Source organism: Flaviramulus basaltis (genome assembly GCF_900114265.1).
Classification (GTDB): domain Bacteria; phylum Bacteroidota; class Bacteroidia; order Flavobacteriales; family Flavobacteriaceae; genus Flaviramulus; species Flaviramulus basaltis.
The window spans coordinates 84,237-102,660 of the sequence record NZ_FPKV01000005.1 but is presented as its reverse complement, the minus strand read 5'-3'; the positions used below and the strand labels follow the sequence as shown (position 1 = coordinate 102,660).

The window sequence follows — 18,424 nt, the reverse complement described above, 5'->3', positions numbered from 1 at the left end:
CATACATTACTTCTCCTCTTTTTCTTTCGCAATCATTACTGAACAGTTGGCGTGGGTTGCTAAATATTGTGAAACGGAACCTAATAAAAAGCTTGAAAACGCTCCATGACCTTGAGAACCGACCACAATTAAGTCTGCACCAAAGGATTCTGCCTTTTCTAAAATTTCTCTTTTTGGAAGACCGCTAACAATAGTGGTTGTTATTTTAATTTTGGGATTTAAAGTCTTTAACAATTTCGATGCACTGGAAACAAATTCTTCAGCAGATTTTTTATTTTTGGACATCATTTCCTCATAATAATCGCTTGGAAAACCTCCCATAGGAATAGGCGCTGGGCCAACTATTATAGTATGTTCGTAAACATTTATAACACATACTTCGGTTTCAATCGGTAATGGCAGAGCTCCAAGTTGAGAAACGGCAACTTTACTGTGTTCAGAACCGTCTATGGCTAATACTATTTTCATGATATATGTTTTTTAGGTTATACATTAAATTATTTTTTTGTTTTTTAGGCTATTAAGCTTTTGCCTTTATTAATTTTCGCCAATACAGGTGTTCGTATAATCCTGACCAGTACATTCCAAAAGTGAAGGCAAACAGCAATTCTTCAATAGGAATTCCTAACAAAAGAATATGGGTCAGGTTGTCAAGGTTCCAGTACAGCTCCACATAAAGGGGGTAAAACGGAAGGATACTTCCAAAATAAATGAAGTACAGTACCATAAACAAGATGCCCCCAACCCATATTTTTCCTTTTAAATCTGGACGGCAGTAAAGCGTTGCCAACCCACCGATAAATAAAGCTATGACACCACAATAAATGTGATTGAGTGAAGTAAACAACGCCAGAATAATAAATACAATCACTGGTGTAAAAAGAATGTAAATATGCAATCTGTGGCTTTGGTGAGTGCGTTCAGTATGTGGTATTTCGACAAGGCTGCGTTTAAAAATAAGGTTGTAAAGCACCGTGCCAATGCCACCTATAGCAAAAGAAAAGATAAGGCTCTCTATATCGAAACTTGTTTTTTCTGCCAAATCAAACAACGACGGCGGAAACCAATATTCTGGCACAAACAATGGTTCTGTTAAACCAAACGGCATGGTAATCAGGCTCATTTTTAGCATTTCTTTTCTAACCCCTTTTTTTGACATATAGATAATTACCCATAGGAGAAGAATGATAAGTGACCATATAAACCAGACGTATTGCATAACTTTATGATTTTCTAGTTTCTAAATAATTAACAGCTTCTTTAACCGATAGTGGATAAGTAGCGTTACCTGTCCGAACATAAAAGGTGGTATTTTCGGTATCGCTAACGTAAATAGGTTTTTCAGAAGGTTCTATATCTACTAAACACACATCTTTTTCATTTAAACTATAGAATGAAATGTGATTGCTGAAACAAGCTTCGTGGCCTAATTGTGTAGAAATGATTCTGAAAACTTCGCGCTCATAACCGTCCCTGTTTTTGTGCTTTAGGGTTTTGAAATCTTTTTCTAATCCTAAAACATTTCCATCATCATCTACGCCAATAATTAATTTACCACCATTTGCATTCATAAAACCTGTGATGGTTTTAGCAATAACCTTTTCAAGGTCGCGGTTGGTTGCTTTACGATAATAGTCATAGCGTATGGAAGACTTGAATTCTACCATCTCATTTTCGCCATCTGCGATAATTTCGGCAATGTCTCGATACAATAAACGCTGTTGTACATTTATTAGATTGTCCTTCTTTTTAAGTTGGCTCCAAAAAAATCCAGAAACCAAACCTAAGGCGCTTCCAAAAAGGGTTAATAAAGTACTCATTCCTCTCATTTCAAAACTGAAAGATTTCAGAAAATTCTTATTTAAAGTATCTATGAAAAGTGAAGTTGATAATGGCGTATTGCTATATTCAAACCAATACAGGGCCATTGTAAATGGGTGTACTATGAAATAGAACACGCCTGTTCCCAACAATAAGTGTATTAATATGATCTTTATTTTTGCCATTTTCCTTTTAAACTTTTATAGCGTTATTTTATATAACTATGTTCTAAATTCAAGATTTGGTCCCTATCGCCAAATTGCTTGTTAAATATTTTATCAAAAGAGTAAACCAATGCTAATTGAATACGGTGTTCGTTTTTTCCAAATAATGTTTTAGTATAGCCATTATTACTCGTAAACCTGTATTGTAAGCCTACATCAAAATTTTCTCCCATTCGATAAAAGCTATTAGCCATCATTATAAATTGATCTGAATCCATATTTAAATTAGATAGGCTTTTATAGCCTCCTCCAAGCATAAACTGGTAATTAGGTCTTTTTTGTTTGCGTTTCATATATCTTAAGGTTCCAAAAACCGATGTAGATTGTGTTCTGGTATAGTCAAAATAATCGGTTAAAGCGGTAATTTCATCCCAACCAAAGTTTTGTATGGCCTGCAGCTTAAAATCTATAAAATTTATAGGGTCAGGTTTTAAATTTAATGTGGACGAAAAAACAAGATTCTTTATTGAAGATTTAAAATCATCAGAATAACCCGGTCTATCGGTAAAATAATTATTATAACTTAAGCCAATCTCTTGTATAATATTCCGGTCCCATTTTTGACTGAATGGTACTTTGTACATAAAAGACAAACCCATAGAATTTAGTTTAAAATCGTTAGGGTTTAAGCTGTTGTGAAAATTTTCGCCATGCAAAGACAAAATATATCTTTGTTTAAAAATATGTGCATATTCAAGTACATTGGCATATTGATCTCGTTGTGTATTGACTCCATCTGAAAACGGGTTCAATGCATATGTAAACTGTATTGCGTCATCATCTCTTAAGGTTGGAAACTGATTTAGATTGGTTTGGGCAAGGGTACGCCCTACTTTTACTATGTTTTTTTCATCTTCTATTCTCATAAAGATGTTATTGTAAAACACTTCTCCTAAGTTTGAGTTAGCATCTGGAAACTGAAGACCTAAAACAAATTGAGCCCTCCAATTGTTATAAAGTTTTTGACGCAATCCTAGTAATAACTGAGTATCAGAAAAATCTGTTACTGCGCTGGACTCGTCTGAATTTATATTAAAATTACCAGAAAAGACTCCTTTAGCCCCAACTTCAAACTCTGGGGTAATCTGTGCATTTACCACTCCTGTAATAAATACGAGTACATATATAATTTTTTTCATTTTTTTAGTTTAAGAATTATTCGTCTAGAGCTATTTTAGGTAATTTATCCTGCCCAAACATCATTTTATTCATATTGCCCTTTTCTCCATCTTTCATTGCGTCCATTCCTTTCATACCACTCATGCCTGCTTTAGAATTATACATAGGGTTTCCTGAATGTTTTGAGATAATTAATTCATCAGCAGGTAAATCTTCATACACCAATGCCAATAAATTACCACCTGGGTACAATCCATTATTCGTTACTTTTCTCGTGTCATGATCATGAAACGTCCAAATACCTCTGTTTTTGCCTTCTATAATTATGTCGTATGTTTTACCTGGCGATAATGCTACTGTATTTCTTTTCCATGGGTTATCTATAGGAATCCCATCATCGGCTACCATCCAAAAATCGTGACCATGTAAATGTAAATGATGAATTTCTGCACCAGCATTTATGAGTCGAACACGAATATTCTCGCCAGACTTAATAAACAAGTATGGTGTAGATGGGTACGATTTTCCATTAACCGTAAACCAGTTTGCCTGTGGTAAATCTGGCATAGATCTTCTGCTGTTAACGTATGGTGGAATGAAACCGTTTGACATACTTTCCTGTAGTTGCTCTTTGCTATCAAAAACAGACCATTCTTCAGGTGTAAAACGTCCTTCTTTCATAAGAAAACTTTGTTGCTTCATACGCTCAAGCATTCCGTTCATTTCTCCACGTACATAATTGGTATCGTGAGCCGAATACACTAAAGTATATTCTCTTTCATAAGAAAATTTCTTTTTAATTGGGTCGTTTGGATTTTCAACAATAAGACTACCAAACATTCCTGCTTGCATATGCATAAGTGTTCCCCAATGACAGTGGTAAAAGTGTGTTCCTTCTGGTTGGGCTTCAAACTCGTAAATAAATTCATTTTTTGGCATTACGGGCAATTGCGTTACAAATGGAACACCGTCCATTCGCCAAGGTACATGCATACCATGCCAGTGTATAGTATGGTTTAAATCTGTTTTGTTAATGAATTTTACCCGTACCTTATCTCCAGCATTTACTCTTATTTCTGGTCCAGGAATCATATCATTAAATGCTAACGTATGGTATTTAAATCCTGGTGCGGGCTCATGTACATGTATGTCTATGTAAAGTTCAAACTCTTTCCATTCACCATCCATTTTAAAAGGCAATGGTTGTACAAGTTTATTATTGCTTTTTGCTTCCTCTGCTAATAAATTTCCAGGGAAAAACACCATTCCGGCTGTTGATACGGCTCCTGTGGCTAAAAAATATCTTCTGTTCATAATTTTATTTATTTTTAATTTGAGCATTATAAAAAGCGCCAATACAAGCACCAATAAGCCATCCCAGAATGAATGTTTGAACAATGCCAAACAGTGCTTCCAATAAGGGAATATCCATTCTTATTATCTGGCTTGTATCTAAACCGTGCAACAGGCTGTTGAAAAAGATAATAGTTCCTTCTTGTCCTGCCGTATTCATTACGATCATACAACCCAAATAAATCAGTGCTCCTGTAAGCCCAAAAGCAAAGCCGAGTTTTTTTACGTTTAACCGATACATAGGTTTTTAGTTTTAAATTGTTGTATTTAATTAATTATTAGAGTTACTAATTAATGACAAGGTTCCATTCCTTCTTTGTCATTCATTTTCTGACACATTGATTTAGCTATATTATCATGCTCCAAGGCATGGTCGCAAAAAGTGTCGCTTAAATGTTCATCGGAAGCTATTATTGGCATAAAATGATGGTTTGTGAGAACCATAAGTTCGGGGTATTTGGTTATCATAGTACTTAATTTGCCTGCCAAAATGGTGTCATTTGCAGCAGCTCTTACCAACTCGTCTACCATCATGCCTGTTGCATGGTCATTATTCATCATCTTGCCAATATACTTTTTACCTAGGTCGTGATCTTCAGTCATCAATGCTAAAACCTTTTCTTGTTGTGATGGGTCTTTAAGCATTTCACTAATAGAATTTTCTTGTTTTTGTGAGCAAGAAGATAGTACTAGGGCTATCAATATCACTCCTACGGTTCTTTTTAATGTTGTTTTCATTTTTATTTAATTTTAATATTTAAAACTTATTATTCGGATTTTAAAATCTTTTTAGATTCTTCATATTCTTCCTTGGATATTTCGCCTTGTTCAAAACGTTTTTTTAAAATTTCCAGTGGGCTGTCCTTCTTTGTTTTTTGATAGGGGATATCTACAGGGATAAAGAATATCCATACAATAAGGATGAACCATATAATCCACCATATTAGGTGCATACCTCCAAAATGTCCGTTGTGTAAATGCATAATGTTTAATTTGATATTTTATTAATTTTTTTTAATCTGTTGTGAGTTTTTATCCATTAAATCTAAAACTTGATTTGATTACAATTCGAGCAATTTTCAATCAAAAATTGCTCGAATTGTGACACATTAATCAAAATGCACAAATGATGTTTTTATTTTAAAGTCTCTTTTACCGAGCCACAATTGGGCATTTTTGAACCCAAATAAGGATTCTTGATTTTTTCGGTTAGGCTTAGCCAATTAGCACCATTACCATCCATGGCCATTGGGCAATGGATCCAATAAAGTGTTTTTCCAGCTAAATTGATTTCCTTAAAAACAGTGTACAGTTGTTTGGACAAATTCGCAAATTGATTTCGTTGTTCGTTAATTTCCGTGGATTTTGATAGTTGCTCCAATGTCTTTTTCATATAAGTTTCATTCAGGGCAGTTTCTTCATTCAGTAGTTTTATTGCCGCTTCCTGAGCAGACTTGCTGTTATCGGCAGCCAAGGCATTTTCAATGTTCAGGTACCCTGATATTATGGCATCCATATCATCTCCTATCTTCTTCTCTCCAAAAAAGCAGTGGATGGCACAGGCATGAAGTTTGTAGTTTTTATGAACGTAACCTATAGCATGACCTTTAGGGTCCAAAATTTCACATTTTTCATCGTTCCCTTTAACAGAAAGCACTAGTTGTCCACTCTCATTATAATATTGCCCTCCTTTTTTTACTTTTCCTAATGAATTACCTTCTGCATCATTTACTTTACCATTTTTTATGAAGCCAAGTTTCTTTCCTTGGTTGTTATAGACAATATCCTCCTTGCTTATATAGCCGAGTTTTGTTCCACGATCTAAGACTTCGCCTTTACCGTTAATAGACATCTGCCGTTTGGTTTTATCACTTGCTTGGGCGAATGCGGTTTGTGCTGATTGCAGTATTCCTACCAAGAATACTAGGCTAATAATTACTCTTTTTTTCATTTTTTTTTAATGGTTTTTTTACATGTTTTTTTTAATTAATCTTTTAATTCCAAAATCTTTTTAGATTCTTCAAATTCTTCTTTGGATATTTCGCCTTTTGCAAAACGCTTTTTCAAAACATCCAGTGGGCTTTCTTTTTTTGTTTTTTGATATGGAATATCCACTGGGATAAAGAATATCCACATAATAAAGATGAACCATATAATCCACCATATTAGGTGCATGCCTCCAAAATGTCCGTCGTATAAATGCATAGTTTTTAGGTTTTAATTGTTATTGTTTTAGTTCAGTAATTGTATATCCAATAAGTTTGCTGAGTTGCTTTTGTAACTCAGCAATTGAAAGGACCTCTTTCATCGTGATGATTGTAGCTCCTTTAGGTGCCAAGAAAATCTCCGCTTTCTCTATTTTGGGATGTTTTTCTAAGGTCATCTTGACCCTTGCCACACAGCCGCCACAAGTGATTCCGTTTATTTGAAATTTTTGTTTCATTGTGTTTAGCTTTTAGTGATGTTGATGCCCTTTGTGTTTTTCTATTGGCTTCTCTGTTGATTCTTTTTGTTTATGGTCGTGACCCTTATGATTTTCACTATCGTGTTTATGCCCACCATGTCCATGCGAGCCGTGAGGCATAAATAGATGAATGCCAAACATAAAAATGATAAAAATGAAGAGGGAAGAACCGCCTCCAATCCCAAATGAGGGTGCTAAAAAGATGAACAATAGTGGTAAGCCACAACCAATAACCATCCATATCCAATGATTTTTTTTCATTTTATTAGTTTTAGATATTATTGTTTATTTATTTTTTTTAATGTCCCCTTATTATTTTTGTCTAGAACCAAGACTAAATCGTTGGAAATAAGCTTGGATGTAATGACAGGCGGATTTTTATCATTCTTATTTTTGGGTGAGATGTGAATGGCCAACTGAGTTAAATGGTCAATGGTTTTTCCTTGTTTATCTATAACTACTTCAAAATAATGGTAGCTAACCACGTCTTTGTTGAAAATATCATTGTAACCAATGGTCTCTTTATGAACTGTTAGCGCTAATGCCTTCTCATTTTCGAAATTAGTAGCGTTGAGGAATTGAGGTATGATGGTGGTTTCCCCTTTTTTATTTATATAACCGTAATACAGCACCCCTTCCTTATGATGTGCAATCAAACATCTATCGTTATAGAATAACGGATAGTTTTCTCCATCTATATTTGACGATACGAGGTCACTTCTAAAATCGATAACTATGTCGCCATTCTTATTTATAAAGGCCCATTCATTTCCTTTCTTAATTGCTGCTACATCATCGACAAAAGGCGAGATATACTCTAAATCTTCTAAAGTTTGTGCAATTCCAATAAAGGGAATTAATAATAATATGATAAGTAGTTTTTTCATTTTAAATTGATTTTGGTTTTGTTAAATTTAGTGACGATTCTCGTTTTGCATCTGCATAACTTTCGTTCTTATTTATATAATTTCATAATAAGTCATTTTAATAAACCCATTCCCAATAGTCTATTAGCCATAGTAACGGGAATGGGTTACTAGCTATTAATTCGCAGATTTTAAAAAGGTTTCAATTTTTGCAATTTCATTTTCAGCGAGATTTGCCCTAACTCTCATGTGCAAGCTTATAGTGCTCCAATCTGTGTCATTATAATCGGCTGGTGAAGGTGCCAAATGGCATCTATTACAGGCTTCTCCCCACATTTGGGCGCCAGATTTTTCCATTTTAAATTCCTCTTGGACATCTGTTGCAGCTGTATAATTGTTTTTTGTTGATGAACAGCCAACAATCGTTCCTCCTGAAATGAAGAGCAGTATTGCCACGGTAAATATTTTATGTATTGTTTTCATAATCTTTGTGTTTTTATGTTTGTTAGAATCCAATGGCCCAGTGCATAAAGAAGCCATTTGCTGTGCCACCTCCATCATGACCCCCAACGCTGTCCGTTGTCTGATATGCCACTTTTATAACCGATCTCCAGGTTAACCAATAATTTAAGCCGAAGGCATATTGGTCGGATTGTTCTTCCCATTCCGCACCTTCTGGTGTATTGAGATTTGAATATCTTCCAACTAGTTCTAACTTTTTCAGAAAATCATTGCTGGCCATTGTAGGGCGGTAGCTTAATTGAGCGTAAAAAGAGTCACTCTTGTTATCAAAAGTATATTCTTCTTCTATATCATCCTCTATCTCAATATAAGTAGCATCATCAATATCAGAATTATTATACTGTCCTTTTATATCAATAAACCCACCAATTGCGGGTATTTGTTTTATGAAAGCAAAATCAAAGGCATATAAAAATGCTCCAGTATTTTCGTATTCTGAATCTGTCGTTCCAACTTTACTTGTTGAATATGTAGAAAAGCCTATTTCGGTGGATGAATCTGCAAAGGGCAATAACCCAATACGGCCTCCAAAAGCTTTACTGGTATTGTTATCTTCAAAATTTTGAAACATAAGCATTCCAGCTTCTTCGGGTTCTAGACTGCCGTCCTTTAGTCTTGGACCATTGGTTGAATATACAGCATAATTAAGTTTTGGTCCTCCAAGATCAAAAGCACCTCTTAATTCAACTCCAATTCCTGATGAAGGTGCAATTCCATCATGACCATAGCCTAATGGTGTTGTTGGAAGCCTATTAATCCAAGCAGGATGTAACCGTTCCATAAACGTACCAAAAGGAAGCAGAAATTTACCAGCACGAACCGTCATGTTCTTATTTAATATATACATAACATCTGCGTATTCCAAGCCTACTTCAAGTTCGTTATCTTCAAGCCCAAATTCAAGTTCTGCTTCAAACATAAGTCTGTCTGAATGTTTGAATAAAAAGATAGGAGCAAAGGCTGAACCAACGTATGAAGACTCCTTTTCGCCTTCGGTATTCATAAAGTTTAATCCAGTATGGCCATAGCCTCTAATCATAAACTGAGTTTTACTTGGCTTAAATGGCTGAGACGCAGTTACGCTGTCAGTTTCAAAGTTGTTGTACGTTTGCCCATAAGTAATATGACCAAATCCAACAATCATTAATAATATAATTAGCTTTTTCATTATTTAAGTGTTCTTATGTAGTTAATAATTTCCCAGCGCTTTTTTTCTGGAATAGATGATTTGTAGCTAGCCATAGGAGCTCTACCTTCAGCAATTTTCCAAAAAATGGCACCATCTGATTGAGATTGAAACTCATCACTGGTTAAATCTGTTGGTTTAGGGGTTAAACCAGCTCCTGCCATGCCATCGCCTTTACCTTTCGGACCATGGCATACAAAGCACATGACTTTATAAAGTTTTTTGCCAGAAGTAGCGGCATTAGCATCTCCTTTTAAAGGATTGACTATTTTGTCTGCACTCGCGGGTGCAACCCATTTTTTTTGTTGTACAGTTATGTAATCATTTTTTGGCGCTTTCACAAAGCTTACTAGTAGTAAAAAAAGGAAGCCAGTAAATGTGATACTGATTAAGATTTTTTTTGTTTTCATATTATTGGTTTTTTAGAATTATTAAATTTAATGGTCTTGCAGATTTTTCATTTACATAACTTTCGTTGTTATTTATATAATTTCATCATAGAAATTACGTTTCCAGTTTTCTGTGTTTTTATAGTCCGTCATACTCATTCCGACAACTTCTTTAAATTGTCTTGACAAGTGATTTATACTACTGTAATCCAATAAATAACTTATATCCGAAAAAGAATACTGCTTTAATTGTATGAGTTCTTTAACTTTTTCGATTTTCAGTTTGATAAAGTATTTTTCAATAGTGGTCTTTTCATTAGCAGAAAACAATTTGCTCAATGTCTTATAGTCACGATGAAGTGCAGAAGCTAAAAGTTCAGAAGTCTTTACTTTTATATGTAGTGGCAACTCTTGCAATTCTTCAATCAAAATAATTTTGATTCTCTCTACAAGCATTTCCTCTTCAGTCTGTACAATTTCAAAATCATTGGCGTGAAGTATATTTGTTACAGCGTTAATAATTTCATCATTAGTTTTGTTAGGAGCTTCTACCAAGAGTCTTCCTAATTCTAAAGAAAGTATAGTTACTCCAAGTTCTATCAGTTCTTGCCTAATGACTTTTATACAGCGATTGCATACCATGTTTTTAATCCAAAATTCCTTTGGTGTGCTCATAGTTTTTAATGTATTACTATTGCGTTTTAAACTCAATAGTTCGCAAAGACGGAGCCTTTACAAGATTAATGGTGTAAATAGTGTTGTTGAGAAATGGGTACAACAATTTGCTAGCCAGAAGTGAAATAATGGCTAAAATAGACGTAGATTAAATTTAATCTGCGATGTAGAAAATCAAATTAAATAAGTCTCGTGGAGAATTTGTATGTCCTTAAATAACAAGGGCGGCCTGTAATGTTTAAAAGGAACAACACTTTCATCTAGTCCTTCAAATAGATTTATATAAGTGTAAAAAAAAGTATTTAGGAAAACGATGTCTTCAGCCTGAAGTTCATTGTTGGCTTTTTTGATAATATCATCTCCTGTTTTTAAAAATGACCTACTGTTACAACAATTTTTTTCTTGAAATGTTGTGCATTTCTTGGTCGAGACATCTTTCTTTTGAACTTTGTCTTTACATGCTTCCGCTTTACTTAGAATGGCCATATCCACCAATTTATTACAGCAAAAGTGCATATTTACCGCAAATGAAGAGGTTGAAAACAGTATAAAAACTGCTAGAAAAAAGGATAATATTTTAGTTAAAAAAGAGTTCACATTTGAAGGTAGGCATTAATGTTTAACATTTAGTTTTTTTATGAATTAAATAAAATTCATTTATAATTCTAAATATCAATATGTTATATATAATAACAATAATGCAATTACACAAATGTAATCTTAAAGATTAAACAGAAATATGACTTTTGTCATATAATTAAATTTGTCTTAAAATCCATATGCTACAGAAAAGTTAATTCCAAAAGGATGGCCAGGACGTAAACCTGCTGGCACACGAGAAACAGCATATTTTGTATTAAATAGGTTTATGATGTTTGTTGATAGCGTAAAATTTTCATTAAGAAAATAACTAGCAGATAAGTCAACTATGAAGTTAGAATCCACTTTAAAATTTTCAGGAATAGATCCTAAACCAGATCTAGTTCTAAATGCTCCAGTATATCGTGAATTCAAGTTCACTTCAAATTTCTTATGCTCTAGTCCAAAAGTTGCATTCAATTGATTTTTTGCAATGTATGGTATTTCGTCCCCTTTGGTCACCACCCCATAAATATCTTCGTTACTATCAAAACTGGTCAGAAATTCTGTGTCCGTGAGGGTATAGGAAATCGATAGAGGAAGTTTAAATTTTTCTGACTTATTATATAATAGGTTGTAATTCAGTAAAAATTCAATTCCGCTGACGCGTACTTCACCTGCATTAAACTGGTCAAGACTTCCCGTGCCACCTGTAGCAGCCAAATCACTTCCAAGTAGGTTTTGATAGTCATTGTAAAACCCAACAAGTTCCCCTTGAAGCCCTTTAACGCTAAATCGAGTACCTACTTCATAGTTAATACTTTCTTCGGCATTTTGCCCCGGTGTATTACTTGGAGGGGAAAACCCTTTGTGCACACCACCAAAAACCGAAAAATCGTTGTTAAATCTATAATTTGCGCCTATACCAGGAATCCAAACGTTTACTTTGTTTTCGCGAATGGATAAATCTTGACCAGTCCTCGAAGGGTCATTGGTACCATAGTCCATTCGGGTTAGAGTTATATTCTCATAGCGTAAGCCAGGTGTTAGGGTCAGGTTCTCAACTTTTAGGGTGTATAAGAGGTGTGCGGCGAGAGCTTTTGCACCACTTATGCGGTTAGCATCAGACCCTTTTTCACCTACTGTCGTTCGTATTAATTCATTGTTCAAGAATGCATATCTGTCCACCCATTGAAATCTGTCCTCATCATCTTCGTGGTAACGTATTCCGGCTTCTAAAGTTTGTAACCAATCAGAACCCCATCTTAGTTTGGCAATGGATTGAACACCATTTGACGTGTATGTTCTATTGTTTGCCTTTACGCCCATAACATCGTCTTGGGTGTTTTCATTACCTAAAATGGTCTGGTATTCTAATGGGAAATTCTGTGGCGATGAAAGGATATTACTAATGCTTACTCTTTCGCCTAAATTTACATCATCCAATTTGTACCAATTACGTTTGAATTTATTCAAGTAACCGGTAGTGCTTATGTCTAATGATGATGATAATCGTATAAAATGGGTAAGTTGATATTGTTGATGCTCGGCGTTCATAACATCCTCTGAAGAAGCTCTGTATCTTCTAAAGGGGCTTTCTTCAAAATCTTCATCTGTCAAACCTAAGTAAGTTTCGTTTGCCTCTTCTTCAGAATATTGGATTTTAAACGTTAATGACTGATACGTTATCGCATCTAAATTTGAGTTAACCCGAAATTTAGCAGAATAATCAGATTTATCAAACCCTGTATTACCACCGCCATCGAGATTTTTAAAACCATCAGAATTATAGTTAAAATAATCCGTGACAAATCCAAAGTTTTTATAGCTATCACCAATAACTAATTGGGTGTTTCTTGAATCATAATTTCCTGCGGCAATGGAAGCTCGTCCAGAAAATTTGTCTGGAATTCGGGAAGATATCATATTAATGGCACCACCTGTAGTATTGGGTCCGTATTGAATTTGACTGCTTCCTTTTAAGACTTCAATGGCTTGCATACGCCCAATGGTAGGAAAATAATAGGCGGCAGGTGCGCTGTAGGGTGCAGGCGCAATCAGAATACCATCTTCCATCAAGTTGATTTTTGCACTACGCTCAGGCGATGTGCCTCGCAAACTTATATTTGGGCGTAGCCCAAAGCCATCTTCTTCATAGATGTTAATTCCTGGAACCGTTTGCAATACCCTATTGATATTTGTGTGAGAAAACTTTTTTAACTCCTCTTCGGAAATATAGCTTGCAGAACCCGTTTTGTTTTTAATCTCAAATTTGCTGCCTAATATGGTGTTGGCAGACACAATTACTTCTTTTAGTTGTTCGGTTTTTTGTTGAATACTATCTTCTTTCTTAGGATTGGTTTGTGCCCATATTGAAGAAAATTGTAAAATGGAAATAAGGAAAAAAAGAGTTCTCATATGTGATAAATAATTTAGAATGAATTTGAATAAGCGGCAAATATAATAAGCTACTTTTAAAATCCCAACATTATTTAGAATAATTCTTAATAATATTTTGGTTCATTGTGGCTATCATCATAAATAGTCATAATTGAGTACCAAATTTTGGTTTCAAGATTAATTATCATTGAAAAAAAAGTATCAAATAAATTGAAAATTTAAGGAAACGATGATATTTATCATAAAATATAAAGAACAGGTATCTTTAATTTGCAAACAAATTTAGTGGAGTTAGTTGAAATGAAAATCACGTTATTTAGATTTCAAAATAATCAAAATAGCTCTACTATTTTCAAACAAAAAAAGATTTTGAAAATATAAATTTTTGTTAAACAACTGATTTGAATTCAATTTTTTTTAACTTTGCAATGTTAATGAAAAAAACTTTTTATAAAATATCATCCTTTTTAATGGCATTATTAGTCATGCTCTCAACGGTGTCTTTCACTATTGAAAGTCATTATTGTGGTGATTTTTTAGTGGATTCATCTTATTTTGGTTCTGCCGAAAGTTGTGGTATGGATTTAGCACAAACTAAATCATCAAAAGAAGATACTCTTGAAGGAAAGAATTGCTGTAATAATGAACAAATTACCGTAAATGGGCAAAATGAGTTAAACGTTTCGTTTGATAATCTCACAAATGATCAGCAAATTTTTGTTGCTACATTTGTATATGCCTATATCAACCTTTTTGAAGGTTTAGAAAACGAAGTATCCTCATTTTCACAATATCCACCACCACTTATTGTCAAGAATATCTACAAGCTTGATGAGACTTATTTAATTTGATTTTTAAACAATAGACTTTATTATCCAATGGATGTTTTTCCATTAGGATAGTTTTTTGCCTGCCTGACCGGTAGGCAGGTATTCGGTATTTTCTTGATACCAATGTTTAATTGTTTAATTATCAAATTTATGTTAAATAAAACTATCCGTTATTTTCTTGAAAACAAGTTGATAACATTTCTATTACTCGCCGCATTTATTGTTGGAGGATTTATTACAGCACCTTTTAACTGGGAAACCTCATTGATAGAGCGAAACCCTGTGCCAGTTGATGCTATACCAGATATTGGTGAAAACCAACAAATTGTATTTACTGAATGGATGGGGCAATCTCCTCAAGATATTGAGGATCAAATTACTTATCCATTAACGACCTCTTTACTAGGGATTCCTGGTGTAAAAACCATACGAAGTAATTCCATTTTCGGGCTATCCAGTATATACATCATTTTTAATGAAGATGTAGACTTCTATTGGAGCAGGACACGAATACTTGAAAAACTAAATTCATTGCCACCTGGTACAGTTCCTAATGAAGTGACTCCAGCGCTTGGCCCTGATGCAACGGCCTTGGGTCAAGTGTATTGGTACACCTTAGAGGGAAGAGACCCTAAAACAGGTAAAGCAACAGGAGGTTGGGATCCTCAAGAATTAAGAACCATTCAAGATTTTTATGTACGTTATTATTTAACTGCTGCATCTGGAGTTTCAGAAGTTGCTTCCATTGGGGGCTTTTTAAAGGAATATCAAGTTGAGATTGATCCTGATGCCATGAAAGCCAACAACGTAGATGTTGGTATGATTATGAAGGCTGTAAAAGACAGTAATCTTGATATTGGCGCACGAACTTTAGAGTTTAATAAGGTTGAGTATTTGGTAAGAGGTTTAGGGTATATTAAAAACCTAAGTGATCTAGAAGAAAGTGTGGTGACCGTTAGAGATAATGTTCCAATACGTCTTAAAGATGTAGCCAAAATACAGTTTGGGCCAGCAGGCCGCAGAGGAGGACTTGACAAAAGTGGTGTAGAGGCTGTTGGTGGTGTGGTTGTAGCACGTTATGGTGCCAACCCGCAAGAAGTGATTCATAATCTTAAAAGTAAAATTGATGAAGTTGCTCCTGGTTTACCTTCCAAAGTATTGGCTGATGGAACGGTTTCAAAAGTAACTATTGTTCCTTTTTATGATCGATCTGGTTTAATTCAGGAAACTTTAGGGACTTTGGAATCTTCGCTTTCACACGAAATATTGATTAGTATTTTAGTGGTAATTGTATTGGTTCTTAATCTTAGAGCATCCGTGTTAATATCAAGTATATTACCAGTAGGCGTATTGATGACCTTTATATTAATGAAATATTTTGGAGTTGATGCCAATATTGTGGCACTTTCCGGTATTGCTATTGCTATTGGTGTCATGATTGATGTGGGGATTGTTTTTACCGAAAATATAGTACGGCATCTAGAAATGCCAGAAAATGAAGGTGTAAGAGGGAAAAAATTGATAGAGGTTATTTATGTTGCTACTGTGGAAGTCGCATCGGCAGTAATCACTGCTCTTGCTACCACAGTTGTGAGTTTCTTACCCGTTTTTGCAATGCAAGCTGCCGAAGGTAAATTGTTTAAACCTTTAGCATGGACCAAAACGTTTGCGTTGATTTCTGCACTCTTTATTGGAATTATGTTTATTCCGGCCTTAGCAAAAATTTTGTTTTCCATTAGAATTAATACAAAGCGAACGAGCCGAATATTTAATGGAACCTTGATCGGTTTTGGATTTGTTTTCCTATTTGCTTATGGTAGTATTATTGCTATAGCCCTAATTGCTATTGGTATAAATAATTTACTCACGCAAGTGCCAGAAAAAACATTTTTGAAAGGAAAAATAAAACTTCCTTATACCGAAAAAATAGCCAATTATATCAATATAGCCATTACAATTATAATTTTAGTCTACTTTCTGACTATAGAATGGATGCCTTTGGGAGCATCTAATTCGGTATTTGTCAATTTCATTTTTGTAACATTAGTTATAAGTTTGGTTTTAGGGGCATTAATGGCGATAGTGCATTTTTATAAAAAAATCCTATCATGGTGTTTGGATAATAAGTGGAAATTTTTAATGATCCCTATTTTGGTGGTTTTCTTCGGGGTAACCATATGGTTAGGGTTTGGAAAAGTCCTTGGTTTTATGCCGGAATTCACTAAAAACAATGTGGTCTGGGAGAAATTGGACAAAAACTTCCCTGGGCTAGGCAATGAGTTTATGCCAGCATTAAATGAAGGTTCATTCTTATTGATGCCAACTACCATGCCGCATTCCAGTATAACTGAAAATACTGAAGTTATCGCAAGCATAGATAAACACGTAATGACCATACCTGAAATAGAATCATCTGTAGGTAAATGGGGGCGTGTAAACTCTGCATTAGACCCTGCGCCAACATCTATGTATGAAAACACTATAAATTATATTCCAGAATATATTTTAGATGAAGATGGGCATAGAGAGCGTTTTAAAGTTAATAAATATGATGCTTTTGTTTTAAAAGATGGCACAACTTATGCGTATGGTACGGACGAGTTTAGAAAAATAACCAAAAAAGAGCTTATCCTAGATGAAGATGGAGAAAACTTCAGGCAATGGCGAGAGCACATAAAAAAACCAGATGATATTTGGAATGAAATTGTTAAACATGCGAAATTCCCTGGATTAACATCTGCACCAAAACTACAACCAATACAAACACGATTAATCATGTTGGCTACAGGAATGCGAGCACCAATGGGTATAAAAGTGTTTGGGCCTACATTGGAAGCGATTGAAAAAGTTGGGTTTGAATTAGAAAACATTCTAAAAGAAGTCCCTAGCGTTAATCCGCCAACAGTGTTTGCAGATCGTGTTGTTGGTAAGCCTTACTTAGAAATAAAGCTAAATCGACAAGCGATGTCTCGTTACGGACTATCCGTCAAAGATATGCAAATGCAACTTTCGGTAGCCGTTGGTGGAAAGCAACTCTCAACAACTGTAGAAGGCAGGGAACGATTCCCTGTACGTGTGCGTTATGCGAGAGAATTTAGAGATAATCCAGATGATATTAAAAAAATATTAATACCAACACCGGCAGGTGTTCAAGTTGAATTGGGTGAGTTGGCTTCTTTAGAATACGTTAGAGGTCCTCAAGTGATTAAAAGTGAAGATACTTTTTTAACAGGCTACGTTATTTTCGACATGAAAGATGGCTATGCCGAAACCAATGTGGTTGAAGATGCTCAAGCACTTATCAAGAAAAAAATTGATTCTGGTGAATTCAAGTTACCTGATGGTGTGACGTACCGTTTTACAGGAAATTACGAAAATCAAATTAGGGCATCAAAACGTTTAATGATTGTCGTGCCTATATCGTTAATTGTGATTCTCTTAATATTATATTTCCAGTTTAAATCTATGGTTCCCGCGCTTATGGTATTCTCAGGAATATTTGTAGCATTTGCTGGTGGTTTTATCATGATTTGGTTATATGGCCAGGGTTGGTTCTTGAATTTTGATGTTTTTGGAGTCCAAATGAGAGATTTATTTCAGCTTCATACCATAAACCTGAGCGTCGCCGTTTGGGTAGGATTTATAGCTCTATTTGGTATTGCTACAGATGATGGAGTTATCATGGGAACTTACTTGACCCAGGTTTTTGATAAGAGACATCCTGATACAGTCAAAGAAATACGGGCTTCAGTAATTGCGGCAGGTTCCAAAAGGGTACGACCTGCAATGATGACCGCGGCAACCGCTATTATCGCTTTAATACCAGTACTAACCGCTACGGGTAAAGGTGCCGATGTAGTTATTCCGATGGCAATCCCTTCTTTTGGAGGTATGCTGTTACAGGTTATGACCATGTTTGTAGTTCCTGTGCTTTACAGTATGTGGAAGGAGAAAGGATTAAAAAAACAATTAAAATCAAGTAATGCTTAAATTTAT

Annotated in this window: 21 protein-coding genes; 2 read left to right on the top strand and 19 right to left on the bottom strand. The window is 34.8% G+C overall.

Going from position 1 to position 18,424, the window contains the following annotated elements; translation table 11 throughout:
* Positions 1-6: 6 nt before the first annotated feature.
* From BT151_RS16980 to BT151_RS16890, 19 genes are all read right to left on the bottom strand, one after another.
* The gene (locus tag BT151_RS16980; protein ID WP_072403550.1) at positions 7-468 is read right to left on the bottom strand and encodes a universal stress protein; all 462 of its coding nucleotides are present in this window, start codon (positions 466-468) and stop codon (positions 7-9) included.
* Positions 469-520: 52 nt separating this feature from the next.
* Complete coding sequence (locus BT151_RS16975; RefSeq protein WP_245794907.1) at positions 521-1,159, bottom strand: lycopene cyclase domain-containing protein; 639 nt, start codon at positions 1,157-1,159, stop codon at positions 521-523.
* A 64-nt stretch (positions 1,160-1,223) separates the two neighbouring features.
* A complete protein-coding gene (locus BT151_RS16970) occupies positions 1,224-2,006 on the bottom strand; it encodes an AlbA family DNA-binding domain-containing protein (protein ID WP_072403548.1) in 783 nt (260 codons plus the stop codon).
* A gap of 23 nt (positions 2,007-2,029) precedes the next feature.
* Positions 2,030-3,184, bottom strand: coding sequence for a hypothetical protein (locus BT151_RS16965; RefSeq protein ID WP_072403547.1), 1,155 nt, complete (start codon positions 3,182-3,184; stop codon positions 2,030-2,032).
* Positions 3,185-3,200: 16 nt separating this feature from the next.
* Positions 3,201-4,478 carry a multicopper oxidase family protein gene (locus BT151_RS16960; RefSeq protein WP_072403645.1) on the bottom strand — a complete coding sequence of 426 codons (1,278 nt, stop codon included), beginning with the start codon at positions 4,476-4,478 and terminating at the stop codon, positions 3,201-3,203.
* Positions 4,479-4,482: 4 nt separating this feature from the next.
* The gene (locus BT151_RS16955) at positions 4,483-4,758 is read right to left on the bottom strand and encodes a DUF5676 family membrane protein (RefSeq protein WP_072403546.1); all 276 of its coding nucleotides are present in this window, start codon (positions 4,756-4,758) and stop codon (positions 4,483-4,485) included.
* Between the two features lie 50 nt (positions 4,759-4,808).
* Positions 4,809-5,225, bottom strand: a complete 417-nt coding sequence (locus BT151_RS16950) for a hypothetical protein (protein ID WP_143144336.1) — start codon at positions 5,223-5,225, stop codon at positions 4,809-4,811.
* A gap of 59 nt (positions 5,226-5,284) precedes the next feature.
* Positions 5,285-5,500, bottom strand: coding sequence for an SHOCT domain-containing protein (locus BT151_RS16945; protein ID WP_072403544.1), 216 nt, complete (start codon positions 5,498-5,500; stop codon positions 5,285-5,287).
* A gap of 152 nt (positions 5,501-5,652) precedes the next feature.
* A complete protein-coding gene (locus BT151_RS16940; RefSeq protein ID WP_072403543.1) occupies positions 5,653-6,468 on the bottom strand; it encodes a DUF3347 domain-containing protein in 816 nt (271 codons plus the stop codon).
* Positions 6,469-6,503: 35 nt separating this feature from the next.
* Entirely contained in the window at positions 6,504-6,722 is a 219-nt protein-coding gene (locus BT151_RS16935) for an SHOCT domain-containing protein (RefSeq protein WP_072403542.1), read from the bottom strand.
* A gap of 19 nt (positions 6,723-6,741) precedes the next feature.
* A complete protein-coding gene (locus BT151_RS16930; protein WP_072403541.1) occupies positions 6,742-6,960 on the bottom strand; it encodes a heavy-metal-associated domain-containing protein in 219 nt (72 codons plus the stop codon).
* 12 nt (positions 6,961-6,972) lie between these two features.
* A complete protein-coding gene (locus BT151_RS16925; protein ID WP_072403540.1) occupies positions 6,973-7,242 on the bottom strand; it encodes a hypothetical protein in 270 nt (89 codons plus the stop codon).
* 17 nt (positions 7,243-7,259) lie between these two features.
* Positions 7,260-7,868: a WG repeat-containing protein gene (locus tag BT151_RS16920; protein WP_072403539.1), complete on the bottom strand. Its 609-nt coding sequence runs from the start codon at positions 7,866-7,868 to the stop codon at positions 7,260-7,262.
* A gap of 156 nt (positions 7,869-8,024) precedes the next feature.
* Positions 8,025-8,330, bottom strand: a complete 306-nt coding sequence (locus BT151_RS16915) for a hypothetical protein (RefSeq protein ID WP_143144335.1) — start codon at positions 8,328-8,330, stop codon at positions 8,025-8,027.
* A 22-nt stretch (positions 8,331-8,352) separates the two neighbouring features.
* The gene (locus BT151_RS16910) at positions 8,353-9,537 is read right to left on the bottom strand and encodes a porin family protein (RefSeq protein ID WP_072403537.1); all 1,185 of its coding nucleotides are present in this window, start codon (positions 9,535-9,537) and stop codon (positions 8,353-8,355) included.
* Entirely contained in the window at positions 9,537-9,965 is a 429-nt protein-coding gene (locus tag BT151_RS16905; RefSeq protein WP_072403536.1) for a c-type cytochrome, read from the bottom strand. The genes BT151_RS16910 and BT151_RS16905 overlap by 1 nt, the downstream gene beginning before the upstream one ends.
* A 72-nt stretch (positions 9,966-10,037) precedes the next feature.
* Complete coding sequence (locus BT151_RS16900; protein ID WP_072403644.1) at positions 10,038-10,619, bottom strand: helix-turn-helix domain-containing protein; 582 nt, start codon at positions 10,617-10,619, stop codon at positions 10,038-10,040.
* A 174-nt stretch (positions 10,620-10,793) separates the two neighbouring features.
* Complete coding sequence (locus tag BT151_RS16895; RefSeq protein ID WP_072403535.1) at positions 10,794-11,216, bottom strand: HYC_CC_PP family protein; 423 nt, start codon at positions 11,214-11,216, stop codon at positions 10,794-10,796.
* 171 nt (positions 11,217-11,387) lie between these two features.
* Positions 11,388-13,616 carry a TonB-dependent receptor family protein gene (locus tag BT151_RS16890; protein WP_072403534.1) on the bottom strand — a complete coding sequence of 743 codons (2,229 nt, stop codon included), beginning with the start codon at positions 13,614-13,616 and terminating at the stop codon, positions 11,388-11,390.
* Between the two features lie 416 nt (positions 13,617-14,032).
* Here BT151_RS16890 and BT151_RS16885 point away from each other — a divergent pair, with 416 nt between their 5' ends.
* Complete coding sequence (locus BT151_RS16885; protein ID WP_072403643.1) at positions 14,033-14,449, top strand: HYC_CC_PP family protein; 417 nt, start codon at positions 14,033-14,035, stop codon at positions 14,447-14,449.
* Between the two features lie 129 nt (positions 14,450-14,578).
* Positions 14,579-18,418: an efflux RND transporter permease subunit gene (locus tag BT151_RS16880; RefSeq protein WP_072403642.1), complete on the top strand. Its 3,840-nt coding sequence runs from the start codon at positions 14,579-14,581 to the stop codon at positions 18,416-18,418.
* The last annotated feature ends 6 nt before the right edge of the window (positions 18,419-18,424 follow it).